This window comes from Anoxybacillus suryakundensis, assembly GCF_001418025.1.
In the GTDB taxonomy this organism is placed as follows: domain Bacteria; phylum Bacillota; class Bacilli; order Bacillales; family Anoxybacillaceae; genus Anoxybacillus; species Anoxybacillus tengchongensis.
The window spans coordinates 61,265-77,685 of record NZ_LIOK01000002.1; the positions used below are offsets into that span (position 1 = coordinate 61,265).

Genomic DNA, 16,421 nt, shown 5'->3' on the forward strand with positions numbered 1-16,421 from the left:
TTCATCCCTCCAAATGAAACTGTAATTGAATCGGACGTTTCAACATTTTTTCGACATGCTTTTTATGTTTTTCCGCTTGATATTCTTCCGCTTTAAACGATTGACTGCAAAAAATGTGTATGACGATCGTTTCTTGTTGCATGTCAAGTTGCAGACGATTAACAATATTTCGCTTCGTGTCGTTTAAACTATAAGCAAATTTTAATAAGGCGCCAAGAAAACGAAGCTTTTTTTGTTCAGCACGTGTAAACCATGTGTGAAACGGCTGGACGTATTGTTTAAACAACGTTTTATTTTTAAACGACGCAACAAGAGCTAACTGGACACGATCGCGATGGCTTAATCCGTCAATCGTTCGATTAGCTAAAAGGTAAAACGTATGTTGGCTGCTCGCTTCTTCATCGACATATTGTCCTAAATAAAACACGTGGGTTGCGCGTTTTAATAGAACGAGGTCTTCGCCTGTCAATGGGAAAAGCGAAAGCGAACGCATTTGTTCAAACAGTTGGATAACTAGTTTTAATACGTGCTGCACATGGTTTGTATTCACTTCGTAATCTTGGGCTAACTCAAAAAAACTTTCATCTAATACGCTGGGAAAAATGATCGGACCAAACTGTTCGTAAAAAATGCCGTCACGCAATCCTTTTCGACTTAAAATGAACATCGTCGCATCGACCGTTTCATATAACGTTTGAAATACTTCAACGGCAGGAATAATTAAATCGGCTCGATCTTTCGATAACGCCTCCACTTTTTGAAGTTGTTCAAATGTAAGCGCGCGCAAATATTTTTTTACTCGAATAATATGCTCACGATTCATTTCATATTGATGAATGCCAGCAATCGGATAGTTTTGCAACATTTGATGTACTTGTACGACGTTGCGGGCGCTTCCACCAATCGCAATGATCGGCAAGCGGCGTTGTTTTAGCCACGGAAGCGACTGAAATTGTTTTTCGACGTATGCTCGTAACGTTTGTAGTTCTTCATCGGTTGGCACGTTTCCAGCGACAAATTCACGCTTTAACGATAGCGCACCAAACGGAAAACTATGATACTCGACAAGTTCACGGTTGTAAAAATACGTCACTTCCGTACTTCCCCCACCAATATCGATCGTAATTCCTTCATAAAACGATGTCGATTGAATGACAGCTAAAAAACCGTAGTACGCTTCTTCATATTCGGATAAAATACGAATGTGAAAATCCGTTCGTTCCGCAACGATACGAACGATATCGTCGCGATTGCGCGCTTGACGAATCGTTGCCGTTGCGACACATTTCACATCGTGCAATCGATGAAAGCGCGTCACGTCTTGAAACGTAAGAAGCCCGTCTAAAAGAACGTGCAATCCTTCCTCAGTAAACCAACCGTCTTCGGTTAAATAGTTGCGCAACCGAGCGGCAATTTTTACGTTTTCTCGCTCGCGCAAACGACCGCTTTTACTTTGTTCGTAAATGACTAGACGCATCGTATTGGAGCCAATGTCAATAATACCGTACTTCAACGTTCAACCTCCCTAAAAAATAAATTGAAAATTTTCCAAAAACATAAACGATCGTGTATAATATAAGTGTACCAAAATGAAAAGGAGTTGAGTAAACATGGAAACAGTCGAATGCACCGTTGAAAATTTGTCGGTCGCGCTGTTTACTGTAAACCGTCATGCGAAAACAGCTTTAAACCCTTCTTACTTGTATTTATTAAAGAAAAAAACGATTGAAAAAATGCTCGAAGAAGGGAAAGCGAAAAAAGTCGGGCTTCATTTTTCTCGAAATCCGAAATATAGCCAGCAAAAGTCAGATGTGCTTGTGGCGATCGGTGCGTATTACTTCCACATACCTCCAACAAAAGAAGACTTCAAGCATTTGCCTCATCTCGGTACGTTGGACGATTCATATCGCAATCCTGTTGTTAAAATGCCGTTGTCTCAAGCGAAGCGATTATTACAAGCATATACAGGCATTTCACCAGAAGATGTTGAGCCGAAAACGAAACGGTATGACTGGACACGTCCGCATCGGTTCGGAAAAACGTTTCGATAAGGACAAGCCTAGTTTAAAAAGTCGCAAGCATGCTTTATTATATTACACAAAAGGGCGGCCTCTTAATGAGATCGCCCTTTGTTATGTTGGACTAATTGTTCAAATTGCTCAGCAGAGAGGGGCTTGCTGAAGTAGTAGCCTTGGGCGCGGTCGCATCCTTCTCGCTGTAAAATCGCAAGCTGTTGTTCCGTTTCGACCCCCTCAGCAACAACTTTCATCTGCAAGCTGTGCGCCACTTCAATGACAGCGCGAACGATCGATAAATCGTATGAATGTTTCACCATATCTTGTACAAACGAACGGTCGATTTTAATGATGTCTACCGGCAATTTTTTTAAATAATTTAATGACGAATAGCCTGTCCCAAAATCATCGACAGCCAGTTGCAATCCTAAATGTTTTAACGACTGCAACTGAGCGAGCACATAATCGACGTGATGCATCGCCATACTTTCAGTAATTTCTAACTTTAAACAAAATGGGTCTAAATCGTACGTGTGCAACACATGTTCAATATGTTTGACTAAATCGGCTTGTAAAAACTGTTTAATCGATACGTTTACGCCAATCTGAACGTGGGGAAGTCCTTTTTTCCTCCATGTTTTACTTTGTTCACATACTTGGTGCAATACCCAGTCGCCGAGCGGCTGAATTAAGTTCGTTTCTTCGGCAATCGGAATAAACGTTGCTGGTGAAATCCAACCACGCTTCGGATGGAACCAACGCAATAACGCTTCAACCGCAACAATATTGCCTGTTTGAATATCGACAATCGGCTGATAATGGATCATAAACTCATTTTGTTTTAACGCTTTGCGAATGCTATGTTGAATGTACAATTTTTCTTCGTTCGTCTTTTTTAATTCGTTCGTATAAAAACAATACGTATTTCCACCGTTTTCTTTCGCAATTTCAAGCGCCAAATCAGCACATGAAATGAGCGTCGTCCAATCGGTTGCATCGTGAGGAAAGACGCTTACGCCGATGCTTGGCGTCACGGTCAACTCTTGGTCAGTCAGCTGAAATGGGGTAGTAAATAGTTGAATGACGTCGCCGATCATGCGACGTAGTTCATTTCGATCAATCGTATAAAAAGCGAGAAAAAATTGATCGCGATGTTGTCTTGCGACGATGCTCTCTTCATAGCGACGCAAACGCTCGGCCACTTGTTTTAATAATTCGTTTCCACACTCATAGCCAATTAAATCATTAATAAATTTAAAACGATCTAAATTGAGCGATAATAACGCAAACGGTTCACGTTTATTCATGCGCGCACGAAGCATGTCGCTAAATGCATCGTACGATAGCACACCTGTTAATATATCCGAATCATCGTGATCGAATAAAAAGCAACCTGTCCAAATGAAGTGCGAATGGAACGAATATACGTGCATATACGCAGGACGATGATCGACAACGGTTTTGCCGCGAAACGCATCGTTTGTATGTAATGTAGCCACAACTTCATGGGCGCTGTCAACAAACTGTTGGACGACTCCGTAACGACGTGACAACTGGTTCATAAACGAATCGTCCATATACACAATCGTTCCGTCTTCATTCGTAATAAAAAAAATGGCATATTGGTCAAACTGTTGCCCAACGGCCTTCCATTTCGCAAATGGAGGGTGTTGGTACAGAAACTGCTGTTCACTCATGTTGTAATCCTCGCTTTTTGTTTTCTTCCCTCCCTCTTTATTAAAACATATGGTTCAACAATTGAAAATATTTTTTCATGAAGAAATACAAATTAGTCAATTGTTCCTGTTCGTAAAATCGATACGTTCACATCGACATCAATTTGTGTATCTTGATACAACTTGTCCCATTGCTTTGGCGTCAATTGCAATTTGCGCACGGAGTGGTCGTATATTTGCCCAAATCCGATCGGATCGGTTTTGTATGATTTTAATTTCGCTAATAACTGCTCGATTTCTTTTTTCATTTGTTTTTCGATTGCTCGTTCTAAAACGTGAATATTGGCTTGCATAATCGGTTTCATTTTTTCAGACATCTCTAAAATTTCTGTTTGCATTTTTACTGTGACACGAAAATGCGGCGTTGGTTTTTGACTGACGAGTGTAATTTTTCGCTTCGTGCGAATTTCGTTCATAACGATATTCACTTTTTTTCCACGCTTTTTCACGATAAGCGGTGAAATGTCATCAACGAGCAACGGGACGTTTTTAATGCCGACGTTACGTCCAGATGCTAATAACTTAATATAAAAACTTTCATCTAAACTCGCCCTTCCAACGTACCGATCGCCTTTAAATAAAGCGACATGCTGAATAATGGGCTTCCCATCGCGCAACGTTAAACATGGTAACGTCGGGTCTTTTCCTACGTCATAATAATGGGCAATAAATTCATAAAGCGTTGCCGCTAATACCGATTCTGTTTTTGCATTTTTTTCAATTAGACGATACAAATACGTTCCGATATCAGGCGTATCCTCCGTTTTTTTACTCTTGATAATATCAACAGCACTCGGATCACCAACAGCTAAATAAACGAGCGAGCCAATATTCGCATCGCGCTGCAACGTATCTGTTAATGAATAAATTCCTTCTTTTTCTGCTAGTTCTTTTCCATATACAGCGACACGAATTTGCCCTGACCCTAAATCGTGGCTCGTTTGCGCTTCTAAATCTTGACGCACTCCTTTGCTCGTGACATCTGTCGCTTCAATGACTTCTGACATCGACGAACCGGTCGTTTGAAACGAAAGCATGACAGATGCCCCTTTATATTGTTTTCCTTCTTTATCAAACCCAGCAGCGGTAATAATGCCTTGCCGTTCTAACACGCGCGGTTGTACACAGCCAGAAAGCAATAATGTAAACATGAGTAGCCATTTCATTGTTTTTTCTCCCTCATCCATGCTTTGTATTTGACAAGCATATACAAAATAAATGGATATACGAAACTTAACCAAAAGCCGTACCATCCGACTTGATCAATAAATTCGTTAATCGTTGCCCTTCGTTTAAATAAAATGGCAACAAAAAAAGACATGAGCCCAAAAACAAACAGCAAATATTTTTGTTTGACGTGAAAAAGCGCTTTTCCGCCGCGCGTCATCGCCCACATAAACATGAGTAAATTCGGTAAAATGACGAGAAGCCAAAGCGGAATGACGACATATTCAAATCGCTCAATAAACGGAAATTTAACGATGGTAAACATCGATAACGACGCCCAAATCGTCACTTCGAGTTGCTTCGGGCTAAAAAAAACAATCGCAATGATCGTCACGGAAGCTACAAGAAATGTTGTCAGCAACACGCCAAGTTGGGCGTAACGATGGGCGCGTCCTTTTTCTTTAACAAACGGATAAATAATGTACAATACTTCAAACCCGAGCATCGTATATGCTGTTTTTAATACGCCGTTTGCCATTTGTTTCGGCGTCGCTTCAAAAATCGGCAATAAACGAATCCATTCCGCGTATTTCAGCGGTTGAAAAAAAACGATGATAATCCAAATCGTCATAAAAAATGTGATGAAACTGACACCTGCTACGAGACGAAATCCCCCGCCGTATAGTGCATATACGGTTAACACAACTAAAATAAGCGCCCCGCCCCAAAGCGGAAAGTCAGGATACATCCACGTTAACGCCATTTCAACATAACCAAGCAAAATGGACGTATATGCCATTAAAAAATAAACGACAACTGCAGCATTCACCATCCAGCCAAACACACGCCCATAAACGAACGTATGAAGCGAAAAAATGTTGTCGTGCTCTGTTTGTTTTAACGTTTGATATATGACGAAAACGACGAGATGAATCCATAAGCCGCTCAGCAAAACAGCAATCCACGCATCTTGACGCGCCTCAACGAAAATGACGCGCTGCACACCGACAATCCCAAGTCCCATTTGTGCGGTATGAACGAGAAAAAAAACGAGATAAGCGTTAATCGATAGCCGTTCGCGTGGCGTTTTCATTATTCATCCAAATCCTTTCGTTTCATTGCTTCCCGCCATGAAAAGCGGCGAGAGTTTTTTGGACGGTTCGTCTTCGGACGTTCGCCATAAAATTTAATTGGCAAACGAATGAGCGAATATTTGATATCTGCAAAACGAAACGGATAAACAGGCGACAAGTACGGTCTTCCAAGCGATGTCAGCTTCAATAAATGAATAAGCAAAAGGCTCACGCCAATAAAAATACCAATAAGTCCCCAAAGCGCTGCAAGTAAAATGATTGGAAAGCGTAAAATGCGAATCGTTGCGCCCATTTCATAGCTTGGTGCAGTAAATGAGCCGAGCGCGCTTAACGCAACGATAATAATGAGGACGTTGCTTGTAAAACCCGCATCGACCGCCGCTTGTCCGAGAACGATACCGCCGACGATACCCATCGTTTGACCAACTTTTGTTGGCAAGCGTGCGCCTGCTTCGCGCAACAGCTCAATCATAAATTCAAGAAATAACGCTTCAATGACAGGAGGGAATGGTACACGTGAACGTGACTCTCCAATCGTCAACAACAAAGCAGAAGGGATGACTTCATAATGATACGTAATGACAGCGACATAAAGTGGCGATAAAAAGATAGAAGCAAAAATACCGAGCATACGAACAGCGCGCAAAATCGTGCTCATCGTCCAACGTAAATAAATATCTTCCGTCGTTTCAAAAAAGCTAAAAAACGTCGTCGGACAAACAATGACCGTCGGGCTGCGATCAACAAAAATGCCGATGCGCCCTCTCATTAAGCTATACGCTAATCGGTCAGGAAGTTCTGTTAATAAATATTGTGGAAAAATGGTGTATGCATGATCGTCTAACAGTTGAGCTAATACGGAGCTATCAATGACCTCATCAATACGCAACTCCGATAGTCGTTGTTTTACGGTTTGAACGTTCGTTTCATCCGCAATGTCTTGAATATAGACGACGCGCACTTCAAGTTTGTTGCGTTCGCCAATTTCCACTTTTTCCGTTACTAAATGTTTATCTGTAATGTTTTGACGTAAAATGCGAATATTTGTATCAATTGACTCGGTAAATGATATTTTCGGTCCTAAAACGAGCGACTCCGTTTCTGCTTTTTCAAGCGACCGTTCGACTTTTTCAGCGATGTTGACAGCAAGCGTACGCTTCTCTTTTTCAATAGAAATAACTGCCCAGCCGTCACGTATAGCGGATGCCATTTCTTTTTCTGTTTCACATATACGTATTGCGCCAATCGGCAAACAACGAGCGAGCTCGTCAATGGAAATGTTTTTTTGTTCATGAATAAACGCTAAAACGTTTTGTTGGAGATGGTCGTGGTTAATTAAATTACTTAAAAATAAAACGTTAACGATTTTTCCTTGACATCGAATGCGCCGGCACATGAAATCTGGTGAATGAGCGAGCAGTTTCGCGACATCATCGACTCGATTTTTTTTCGTAAACCACATGATGTTGTCCCCTTTTTCTTCCGCTTCGTTTTTTACTAGTTTGTAATAACTGCCCGTTTTTATACAAAAAAGAGGAAACCTTATTCGGCTTCCTCTTTCGGCATTGGAATAAAAATTTCCCCTTGTCGTTCTTTATTCAACAACATTTGTAAAATCATTTTCGATAGTTGGCTCGGTTGATACGGTTTGACTAAATAGCTACTTGCCCCGAGCGCCATCCCTTTTTCTCGTTCTTCTAACGCGGAAGAAATAATAATTGGAATATTAGAAAGATGTTCGTTTTGTTTTAACGCTTTTAACACGTCCCAACCAGATGCGTCGTGCTCTTCTAACATAATATCTAAAACGACTGCATCTGGTTTTTCATTTTGAATGAGGGCAATCGCTTCTTTTCCTTCTTTCACATGTTTGACACGAAAACCGCTATCTTTTAATTCCGCTTCTAATAACGCCGCTAAATGTTCGTCATCTTCGACAATAATGACGTGCGCATGCGCGTACTTTTCGTAATTGTCGCGCTCCTCTTCTTCTGCGTTCGCAAGGGTAACAAGCGGAAGCGATACCGTAAACGTACTTCCTTTTTTCAATTCGGACGTGACGCTTACTTCCCCTTCGTGTGCTTTTACAATTTCTTTGACGATCGCAAGTCCTAGACCTGTTCCGCCGATGCGGCGACGGTCGGAGTTATCGACGCGATAAAATTTCGTAAATAAATTTGGCAACGCTTCTTCAGGAATGCCTAATCCTTCATCTTGCACGTCGATGCATAAGCGGTTGCCTCGCTCGTACATTCGCACTGTAATGTTTCCGCCTTCTGGCGAATATTTGATCGCATTGCTTATTAAATTGGTAAACACTTGGGCGAGTTTATCGCGATCGCCAAGCACCGTCGTTTTATCCGTTTCTTTTTGGAAATGAAACTGATGGATTTTCGTATTTACTTTTTGCGTTTCGATCACACTTTCAATAATAGATACGATATCTTCATATTTTTTATCGTACGTTTGTTTTCCAGACTCCATTCGTTGCACGTCTAAAAAGTCGTTAATCAACGCAGTTAACCGCTTCGCTTCTTGGTAAATGGTTGTTAAATATTTTTTTTGACGTTCTGGTTTTAATTCTTTCGTTAACATCAGTTCCGTAAAGCCGAGCACGCTTGAAAGTGGCGTGCGCAATTCGTGGCTGACGGTGCTAACAAATTCTGATTTCATTTGATCGACTTCAAATTGTTTCGTAATATCGCGATGAACGAATACCGTTCCTTGCCGTTCACCGTTGCGATATAACGGTTTGGCGTACACTTGCATCACTTTTCGTTTTTGCGGTAAATGATATACAAACGGTTCATGTTCTTCATCACCGTTAAAAATAATGGCTCGTAAATAATCGCATAGCTTTTTGTCCGCATCAGACTGTTCAACTAAACCGCGCGCCCATTGTTCATAACTTGCTCCTTCTAGTTCAGCAATCGTTTCTTTTCGAAGCAAGGTAACCATTTGTTTATTTACCATCACGCTATGGCCGTCACGATCAACGAAATGAATCCCTTCTTGTACCGTATTTAAAATATGTTGCACCGTTTCGCGCGCCTGTTCGGACTGTTCATATAGCGCAATTTTTTGCAATGAAATCGATATTTGTTTCGTTAAGCCGACATATTCTTGAATGTCTTCGTCCGAAAACGGTCCGCCAAAACGGCTAAATACTAAAATCGCTTGTACGTCGTTTTCATTAGATAACACAGGTAAAAAGACGTCATGCACATACATCGTTTCTTCATGATATCCTTTTTCAGACGGTACGAGTTCGCGTTTTAGCATAAACGGCCTTTTTTGTTCAAACAATCGTTGATGTAAGCCGTTATATATATACGTTAAAAACTGATGGACGCCTTCTTCTGATAAACCGAACGAGGCGTGCGTTTGTTCATCGTTCATTAATACGATCATGCCGCGGTCCGCTTCCATCACACGCGCCATATTGCAAACGATATTTTTTAATACTTCTTGTTTATCAAGCGAGTTCGATAATCCGTTAATAAAATCGTTGTGCCGTTTTAACTCTTTTTCGCGCGCTTGCATCGCTTCAAGCGCTTGTTCAAGCTCCGCTTGTTGTACTTCTAGTTCGTCTTGTTGAGCGAGCAACTCTTCGTTGTGCGCCATTAAACTTTCTTCTTTTTCTTGAATGCTCATTAACATTTTTTTGAAAGCATTAGCTAATTTGCCGATCTCATCTTCTCGTTTAATCGTTTCTTGCATGTCATAAACGACTTGTTCATCGTTTGCGATTTTTTCAGCGACTTTCGCAAGTTCGTTGAGTGGTCTTCCGATTTTTTTCATCATGATGCGCGCGATCGTAATTAAAATAGCTAAAATCATAACGATGAATAAAATAAATGCCGTTTGCGCGGTCGTTTGAGCATTACGCAATTGTTGAAATTCCGCATCAAGCTGTTCCGTTAATTTATTTTTATACGTTTTCATTTGAAATTGAAATTGTTCAATGGACGCCGTACCACCATTTTCCGATAAGCTTAATACTTTTTGTATATTGCCGTTTTCAAACGCTTCGATCGCTTGTGGAACGAGCTGAACGAAATAGTAATTAGCAAACTGGCGCGCCTTTAAAATAAATTGTGTATCATCTTTTGTCGTTGCGACGAGTTCGAGCGCATCAAGCGCCGTTTGTACGTTTTCTTGTTCGCGGAAAATGCTTAATTTAAACTCTTTTCGGTTAAACGCTAAATAGCCGCGCGCATCAGAAAACGCTTGATTAAACGCCCGTTCGATTTCTTGAGCGTATTTCATCTTCGTTTCGATTTGATTCTTTTTTTGTTCAAATGATGTCGTCAGCGATGACTGATAAACAAAAACGGATACGGCACCGATGACAAAGACGAATAAAAAAGTTGTCACAAGCACAACAAATTGTCTTGCTAAGCTTTTCCTAAAATAGTTACGCATCTTCTCCATGTAAAATCGCCTCGATTCGTTGCACAAGTTCTAGCGGGCTATACGGCTTTGCCATAAAGTAATCCGCCCCCGCCTCTAGTACGCGTTGCTGGTCGGCTTGTTGGCTTTTTGCCGACAGCATCATAATCTTTACATGTTTTTTATCGGGCATATTTCGTACTTGTTGAATGACTTCTAAGCCGGTATATATTGGCATCATATAATCAAGCAAAATTAAGTCATAATCATTTTGTTGAATCATTTCAATCGCCTCTTCCCCATCGCACGCTTCATCAATGTCGTGTCCTTCATCTTCTAACGTATCGACGACAAGCATGCGCAATACTTCTTCATCTTCTGCTAATAAAATTTTTGCCATTATTGTTACTCCCCTTCAACTTTCTTATATGTTTGTTTCACGATTTCGTATGAACGTTTTAACCGTTCGTGATACGTCGGCTCTTCCCAACGGTCCCATGTGTACGTATAAAAATATGTGGCATCTAACATATGTCCTTCTTTTGCTGGATACGAAAATCCATCTTCATATACACCGACGCGAATACCATCAATCGTTCGGCTGCTCGCCAACCCTTCTTGCCACATATCCCCCATCGCTTCATGCATGCTCGGGTCTTTCATATTTAACAGCGCCCATGGAATGCGAATTTCATATCCGTCTTTTTGTTTGCTGACGCTCACGTCTGTTAATGAATTGTATGCTTCATCGCTCGGATTCGCTGTGCCAAACGTCATGACGCCTGTTTCATAAAAGTCGAATGGGTATGTTTTCCCTTTAATTTGTAGTTTTTTATTTAATGTTAAGCGAATCGGATGATACACGCCGTTATTTTTTTTGTTCGCATACGGCAGGCGATCAATCATATTTAAAACATGTCCATAATGATAATAAAACGAATCGTAATAACTATCAATCCATAATCGTCCTTCTTTTTCACCGCGTAAATGGAGAACGAAATCGACGCCTTCTGTTTTGACATTTGGCACGTCGAGAATCGTTGATTGTCCTTGATTATTGATCGTGTCAAATAAAAGATATACGTCTTTGTTTTGCTTTACAGTGGTGTCGTAACGAATGTACACGTATCGTTCGTCGCTCGTCATATATAGCGCACGACCGTTTTGTTGAAACGCTGGCGCGATTTGTTGAAATGCCCAATCTTCTTTTCTGCCATCGACTTTGATCATCATCGTTTCATTTTTCGCAGGATCAAAACTTAATAAACCAAATTGTTGTTCGTTCGTTTGCGCGTTTGACCAAAATGGACGACGATCGGAATTGTCGTAATCCATCGTGTTCCACGTTCGTTTAAACCATTCATCTTGCCATGTGAAAATAAATCCGCCTGCCATGTTTTCGTGCACAATATCTTCGAATAGTTTTTTGTTGATCATGCCTTGCTGTTGCTCGGAATGAAATCCTTGATTCATCCCGTATACGTTGCGGTGCGTCATACCGCGTGATGATGGTACACCAAATTCCGCGACAACAATTGGCATGCGATGTACTTGCTTCATATCGTGCAAATAACCGGCATAGTTGTTTTTCTTGCCACGATGGTCAATGTAATTGACATATTTCGGCTCATAGTTTAAAAAGTCTGGATAATACGGGTAAATGTGATACGACGCAAATAAGCCGCTATGCATAGCGTTTGTCGTATAAATGACGTTCGGGTTGACGGACACAAAATCTTCTTTTTCTAACGGTTCGCTCGGATGTGTCAACAAATCGGTCGTCACCCAGTTTGTAAAGCTCACCGGACGTTGCCAACCGTACGTTTTTGTTTCATAAGCAATCGCTTCATCGATCATGCGCGCAAGCCAAATTTCAAACGGTGAAGCCCCTTTTGTATACACGTACGCCCCTTGATAATCTGACAAGCCGGCATGTTTCGTGTTTGTTGCATAAACAACGGTCGGTTCCCATTCGACACCAAAAATCCAACCGAGCACATATGGCGAAATATCGTAACGATATACGCCGCTTGCATGACCCGGGCGAGCTGGAATGATTGCTTTTCCATGAACGATGTCAATCGTTCGCTTCATTTCCGCAACAAATTCCTCTGTATTGTCTTTCGCAAACGCATCGTTTGTTCGTAAAAATGTTTCTTCATTGACCCAAACACCATGGAATAAATATAAAGGCTGTTTTGCGATTTTGTTATATTCATAAAATGCTTCATAAAATGCGGGCGGATGAATCGTATACACCCGAACGGCGTTGGCATGCATCGCGCCAATTTGTTTAAACCATCGAAAATATTCTTCTTTCGTAATCGCTGTTTCACCCGGGAAATGACCCGGTTTCGCGATGCCCATATTCACTCCTTTTAACAACATATTTTCCCATTTTCCATTTTTATAAATTTGAATATATTGCTCTCCAACTCGTCCAGCAAGTTGAATGCCGTCGTCTGTTTTTGCAATGACGGGCTCGTTCGTTTGTTTCTCCCCATCATGTACATGCTCCAAAATCGTTTTCATCACCGGAACATATGCTTTCCAATAAAACGAGACGGTGCTGTTTGGATCGTGACGCGTCGTCCATTTCCGCCATATATCGATGCCGACGGTTTGATAAATGTTTGGCACATCTGGTTGATCGGCGTAATCGCCACAAAAATAGTACGCATCGTATTGCTTGTTACGGTGATGAACGATTGCTGGAAATGTCGTCGGCAAGCCGATCGCTCGTAATTTTTCTTTTCCGCTTTCCGATAACGAAAGCGTATATGTCGCTAACACTTCATCGTCGTCTAGCGGCTTAACAATATCAAACCAATATGAATATGGAATCGAACCGTCAATCCGAAGTTCTTTTTTCCCTTTATCTGTCGGAGTGAAAAGAACCCCTCGTTTTCCGATTTCTTTTTTATTTAAAATGACGAGCCGATCATACTCATCGACAAACACATAGCCCGGTCCGGTAAATGTATATCGTTTGTTGTATTGTTTTTCGTAGTTTTCTTTCACCCATACAGGCACTTCGTCATCTTCCAGCTTCGGAAAATAACGGCCAATCCAGCCCGTCCATTCGACGTTTAATAACGCGTAAAATTTATTACGAACAGCTCGATCCGTTGGGCTTGCAAATGAGTTAAATTCTGCAATGAGCGTTTTGTTTCCTTCAAACATCGCATCGTGCAAGCGACTGACTTCTTGTTCTGTCAATCCGCCATACACTTTTTTCGAGCGTTTCCCTTTCTTTTTTTCTTCTGTAAAATCTTGTTCATATACACCGTACGTATCTGCCACATAAATGACATCGTACGGTTGTAACGATGCCGGCCACGGTCGTTCTTTTTTCCCGTTCGGTACAAAACCAACGTAATCTTTATTTAACTCATAACGCTCCCCGTTTGACTTCACATATTTTTGTTGATTTAATAGCCAAACGAGCCCTTCATGTTCGCGATACGTTTCATCTGGAACCGTTTTATTGACGATGAGCATGTTCAACGTTGTTTCAGGCTTCATTTTCCACAGCCAATACGGTGAAGAAATGGCAAGAAAAATACATACTACATATCCAATGAGCCATCGCTGTCGTTTCATCACTTCGACACACCTTTTCTTTTCATTTCTCCCCATCCTTTTCTTTTTAAAAGCGCATCAACAATTCCTTCACAGCGCCATAATACAGTAAGCGGACGATACCATAACGTCTCTGTCAACGAATAAAAAAAGAGGCGCGCAACATCGGAAACGGTTGAAAATTTTCGGACCGTCCATTCTTCTAACAACACGGCAGCCATGGAAAACATCGAACCGTATAAAACGGAAACGAGAAATAGCAAAATGGCAAATTCGATATATATGTCGCCTAAGATGAGTGAGATGATCATGAGGATGTAACCAAATAGTTCGACGACAGGTCCAAAAAATTCGATGAGTAAAAAATACGGCAGGGAAATGAGTCCAATCGACCCATAACGCGGGTTAAACCACATGCGACGATGAAGCCAAAGGCTTTCAAATAATCCGCGATGCCAACGGCGACGTTGTTTACGTAAGTCGGTCATCGACTCTGGCGCTTCCGTCCAACAAACCGGATCAGGCACGTACACAATTTTTTTATCGGCATCTGTTTCTTTTATAAGGCGATGAAGACGGACAACAAGTTCCATATCTTCTCCGACGGTATGCGCATATCCGCCCGCCCGAATGACCCATTGTTTTGAAAAAACACCGAAAGCACCTGAAACAATGAGCAATAAATTGTGGCGACTTAGCCCGATACGCCCCATTAAAAAGGCGCGCAAATATTCGATCACTTGCATGACAACGAGCGGTTGACGAGAGAGGGCGATGCGAATGACTTCCCCTTTTTCAATGTCACAGCCGTTGGCGATGCGCACACTTCCGCCCGAAGCAATCACTTCTTCGTCCGAATCAATAATAGGTTTCATGACTTTTAAAAAGGCGCGACGTTCAATGACCGAGTCGCCGTCAATGGAACAAACGTATGGATAAGAGGAAAAGTTAATGCCGGCATTTAACGCATCAGCTTTGCCGCCGTTTTCTTTGTCGATGACGAATAAATGAGAAAACTTACGCGAGCGGTATACCGCGCACACACGTTTCGTTTTTAACTGCTGACGAATGACGCGCTTCATTTCAACAAGATCGAAATCTCGTTTCAGCCGCTCAAGCGTGTCGTCTGTTGAACCGTCGTTAATGACGACAATTTCATATTGCGGATATTCAATGCTTAAAAGAGAGCGCACCGTCGCAAAAATACCAGCTTCTTCATTGTAAGCAGGCACTAAAATGGAAACTGGTTTTGTATAACTGACATCGAGCATTTCTTCATACGGTTCCCATCCGTCTAACTCGTACATGCGACGCAATTGCACGATCGAGACGACGAGTAAAAACGTATAAAAAACGATGACTGCAATCATAAAGAAAAAAACGAACATCGCTGCAAATTTAATCATCTTCTCGCCCTCTTTCTAACCATTCAAGCGCCATATCGCGCGCATACGGATCGTCTGATGTTTGGGCGATTTGTTCGAGCATCGCCAACCCGTTTGGCATGCGCAACAACGCTTCTGCCGCTTGTGATCGAACGGCAAATACGCGGTCTTTCATTAACTGTTTAATGGTGTCGATCAGCGTATGTTGACGAATGCGCGCACATAAACGAAGCGCCATCAGCCGCTCTTGCCAAACTTCGGAATATAAATGAATGCGAAGTTGGTCATCTTCAAGCGGAAACGCCATTTCAGCTAACGCTTTTAAAGCGCGAATGCGATACTCACTTTGTTCATGTTGAAGCAATGTACGTAAAAATGAAATGTGAGCCCATTTTTGCATAATGCCAATCATATCAATTAATGCATATTGCATTTTTTCGTTCCAATCAAAAAAATAGTCAACCATTTTCGTAAACATACGATCATCCATACGCGACAAAATGAGACGATAGTCGAATTGTGTAAACGATTCGTCTACACGTTTCATATATGCATATACGTGCGGATGGCGAAAAAGCGCAAACATTTTCAACAGTTGGCGCTTTTCCATCGTCGTTGTTTCCTCGGCATCATATCGTTTCTCTAACTCAGGAAGAAAAGAAGCGAGTTGAAAATCTTCAATATAAAAAAGCGCATTCATCCGTCTTCCTAATCGTCGATGATGTAGCTGCTTTTGCAAATACGTAGACAAATATTGTTCGGCTAAAAGCGTAGCTCGCTCTTTCACTCCGTTATCAAGGACAAGAAGGAAATGGTCAAGCAACTCCATCATCGCCACATATTGAGCAGAAACGAGCGGTGGAGGTACATGTTGACCATCGAATAAATACCGAAGTAAAATCGGTTCATATAACGATTTATACGATTCGACTTCCTTTCTCCACCGATTTTCTTTCACCTTTTGGGTCACAAGATACGAAAACATAACGGTAAGCAGCAACGATAAGCTTATGACAATCCACGCAAACAAAATAAGTGAATCGGACACAA

General features: G+C 41.5%; 11 protein-coding genes. 1 reads left to right on the forward strand and 10 read right to left on the reverse strand.

Annotated elements, in window-relative coordinates:
* Nucleotide 1: 1 nt before the first annotated feature.
* Nucleotides 2-1,513: a Ppx/GppA family phosphatase gene (locus tag ASC42_RS01560; RefSeq protein ID WP_055440250.1), complete on the reverse strand. Its 1,512-nt coding sequence runs from the start codon at nucleotides 1,511-1,513 to the stop codon at nucleotides 2-4.
* A 97-nt stretch (nucleotides 1,514-1,610) separates the two neighbouring features.
* Here ASC42_RS01560 and ASC42_RS01565 point away from each other — a divergent pair, with 97 nt between their 5' ends.
* Nucleotides 1,611-2,051, forward strand: coding sequence for a YkyB family protein (locus ASC42_RS01565; protein ID WP_032100571.1), 441 nt, complete (start codon nucleotides 1,611-1,613; stop codon nucleotides 2,049-2,051).
* Nucleotides 2,052-2,113: 62 nt separating this feature from the next.
* Here ASC42_RS01565 and ASC42_RS01570 read toward each other — a convergent pair whose 3' ends face one another.
* The 9 genes from ASC42_RS01570 to ASC42_RS01610 form a co-directional block, all read right to left on the reverse strand.
* Nucleotides 2,114-3,712 carry a putative bifunctional diguanylate cyclase/phosphodiesterase gene (locus ASC42_RS01570; protein WP_055440251.1) on the reverse strand — a complete coding sequence of 533 codons (1,599 nt, stop codon included), beginning with the start codon at nucleotides 3,710-3,712 and terminating at the stop codon, nucleotides 2,114-2,116.
* 92 nt (nucleotides 3,713-3,804) lie between these two features.
* Nucleotides 3,805-4,917, reverse strand: a complete 1,113-nt coding sequence (locus ASC42_RS01575; protein ID WP_082435659.1) for a Ger(x)C family spore germination protein — start codon at nucleotides 4,915-4,917, stop codon at nucleotides 3,805-3,807.
* Nucleotides 4,914-6,011 carry a GerAB/ArcD/ProY family transporter gene (locus ASC42_RS01580; protein ID WP_072242638.1) on the reverse strand — a complete coding sequence of 366 codons (1,098 nt, stop codon included), beginning with the start codon at nucleotides 6,009-6,011 and terminating at the stop codon, nucleotides 4,914-4,916. The genes ASC42_RS01575 and ASC42_RS01580 overlap by 4 nt, the downstream gene beginning before the upstream one ends.
* Entirely contained in the window at nucleotides 6,011-7,474 is a 1,464-nt protein-coding gene (locus tag ASC42_RS01585) for a spore germination protein (RefSeq protein WP_055440254.1), read from the reverse strand. Before ASC42_RS01585 ends, ASC42_RS01580 begins: the two co-directional genes overlap by 1 nt.
* 80 nt (nucleotides 7,475-7,554) lie before the next feature.
* On the reverse strand, nucleotides 7,555-10,446 hold the full coding sequence (locus tag ASC42_RS01590) for an ATP-binding protein (RefSeq protein WP_055440255.1): 2,892 nt from the start codon (nucleotides 10,444-10,446) through the stop codon (nucleotides 7,555-7,557).
* A complete protein-coding gene (locus tag ASC42_RS01595) occupies nucleotides 10,430-10,804 on the reverse strand; it encodes a response regulator transcription factor (RefSeq protein WP_055440256.1) in 375 nt (124 codons plus the stop codon). The genes ASC42_RS01590 and ASC42_RS01595 overlap by 17 nt, the downstream gene beginning before the upstream one ends.
* A 5-nt stretch (nucleotides 10,805-10,809) precedes the next feature.
* Nucleotides 10,810-14,007: a hypothetical protein gene (locus ASC42_RS01600; protein ID WP_055440257.1), complete on the reverse strand. Its 3,198-nt coding sequence runs from the start codon at nucleotides 14,005-14,007 to the stop codon at nucleotides 10,810-10,812.
* The gene (locus ASC42_RS01605) at nucleotides 14,007-15,392 is read right to left on the reverse strand and encodes a glycosyltransferase family 2 protein (protein WP_055440258.1); all 1,386 of its coding nucleotides are present in this window, start codon (nucleotides 15,390-15,392) and stop codon (nucleotides 14,007-14,009) included. Before ASC42_RS01605 ends, ASC42_RS01600 begins: the two co-directional genes overlap by 1 nt.
* Nucleotides 15,385-16,419: a HEAT repeat domain-containing protein gene (locus tag ASC42_RS01610; RefSeq protein WP_055440259.1), complete on the reverse strand. Its 1,035-nt coding sequence runs from the start codon at nucleotides 16,417-16,419 to the stop codon at nucleotides 15,385-15,387. The genes ASC42_RS01605 and ASC42_RS01610 overlap by 8 nt, the downstream gene beginning before the upstream one ends.
* Between the last annotated feature and the right edge of the window lie 2 nt (nucleotides 16,420-16,421).

What these genes read in the sequence shown, in the direction of transcription:
- ASC42_RS01565 (WP_032100571.1), top strand. Translation starts at nt 1,611, where the DNA reads ATGGAAACAGTCGAATGCACCGTTGAAAATTTGTCGGTCGCGCTGTTT.
- ASC42_RS01570 (WP_055440251.1), bottom strand. Translation starts at nt 3,712, where the DNA reads ATGAGTGAACAGCAGTTTCTGTACCAACACCCTCCATTTGCGAAATGG.
- ASC42_RS01575 (WP_082435659.1), bottom strand. Translation starts at nt 4,917, where the DNA reads ATGAAATGGCTACTCATGTTTACATTATTGCTTTCTGGCTGTGTACAA.
- ASC42_RS01580 (WP_072242638.1), bottom strand. Translation starts at nt 6,011, where the DNA reads ATGAAAACGCCACGCGAACGGCTATCGATTAACGCTTATCTCGTTTTT.
- ASC42_RS01585 (WP_055440254.1), bottom strand. Translation starts at nt 7,474, where the DNA reads ATGTGGTTTACGAAAAAAAATCGAGTCGATGATGTCGCGAAACTGCTC.
- ASC42_RS01590 (WP_055440255.1), bottom strand. Translation starts at nt 10,446, where the DNA reads ATGGAGAAGATGCGTAACTATTTTAGGAAAAGCTTAGCAAGACAATTT.
- ASC42_RS01595 (WP_055440256.1), bottom strand. Translation starts at nt 10,804, where the DNA reads ATGGCAAAAATTTTATTAGCAGAAGATGAAGAAGTATTGCGCATGCTT.
- ASC42_RS01600 (WP_055440257.1), bottom strand. Translation starts at nt 14,007, where the DNA reads ATGAAACGACAGCGATGGCTCATTGGATATGTAGTATGTATTTTTCTT.
- ASC42_RS01605 (WP_055440258.1), bottom strand. Translation starts at nt 15,392, where the DNA reads ATGATTAAATTTGCAGCGATGTTCGTTTTTTTCTTTATGATTGCAGTC.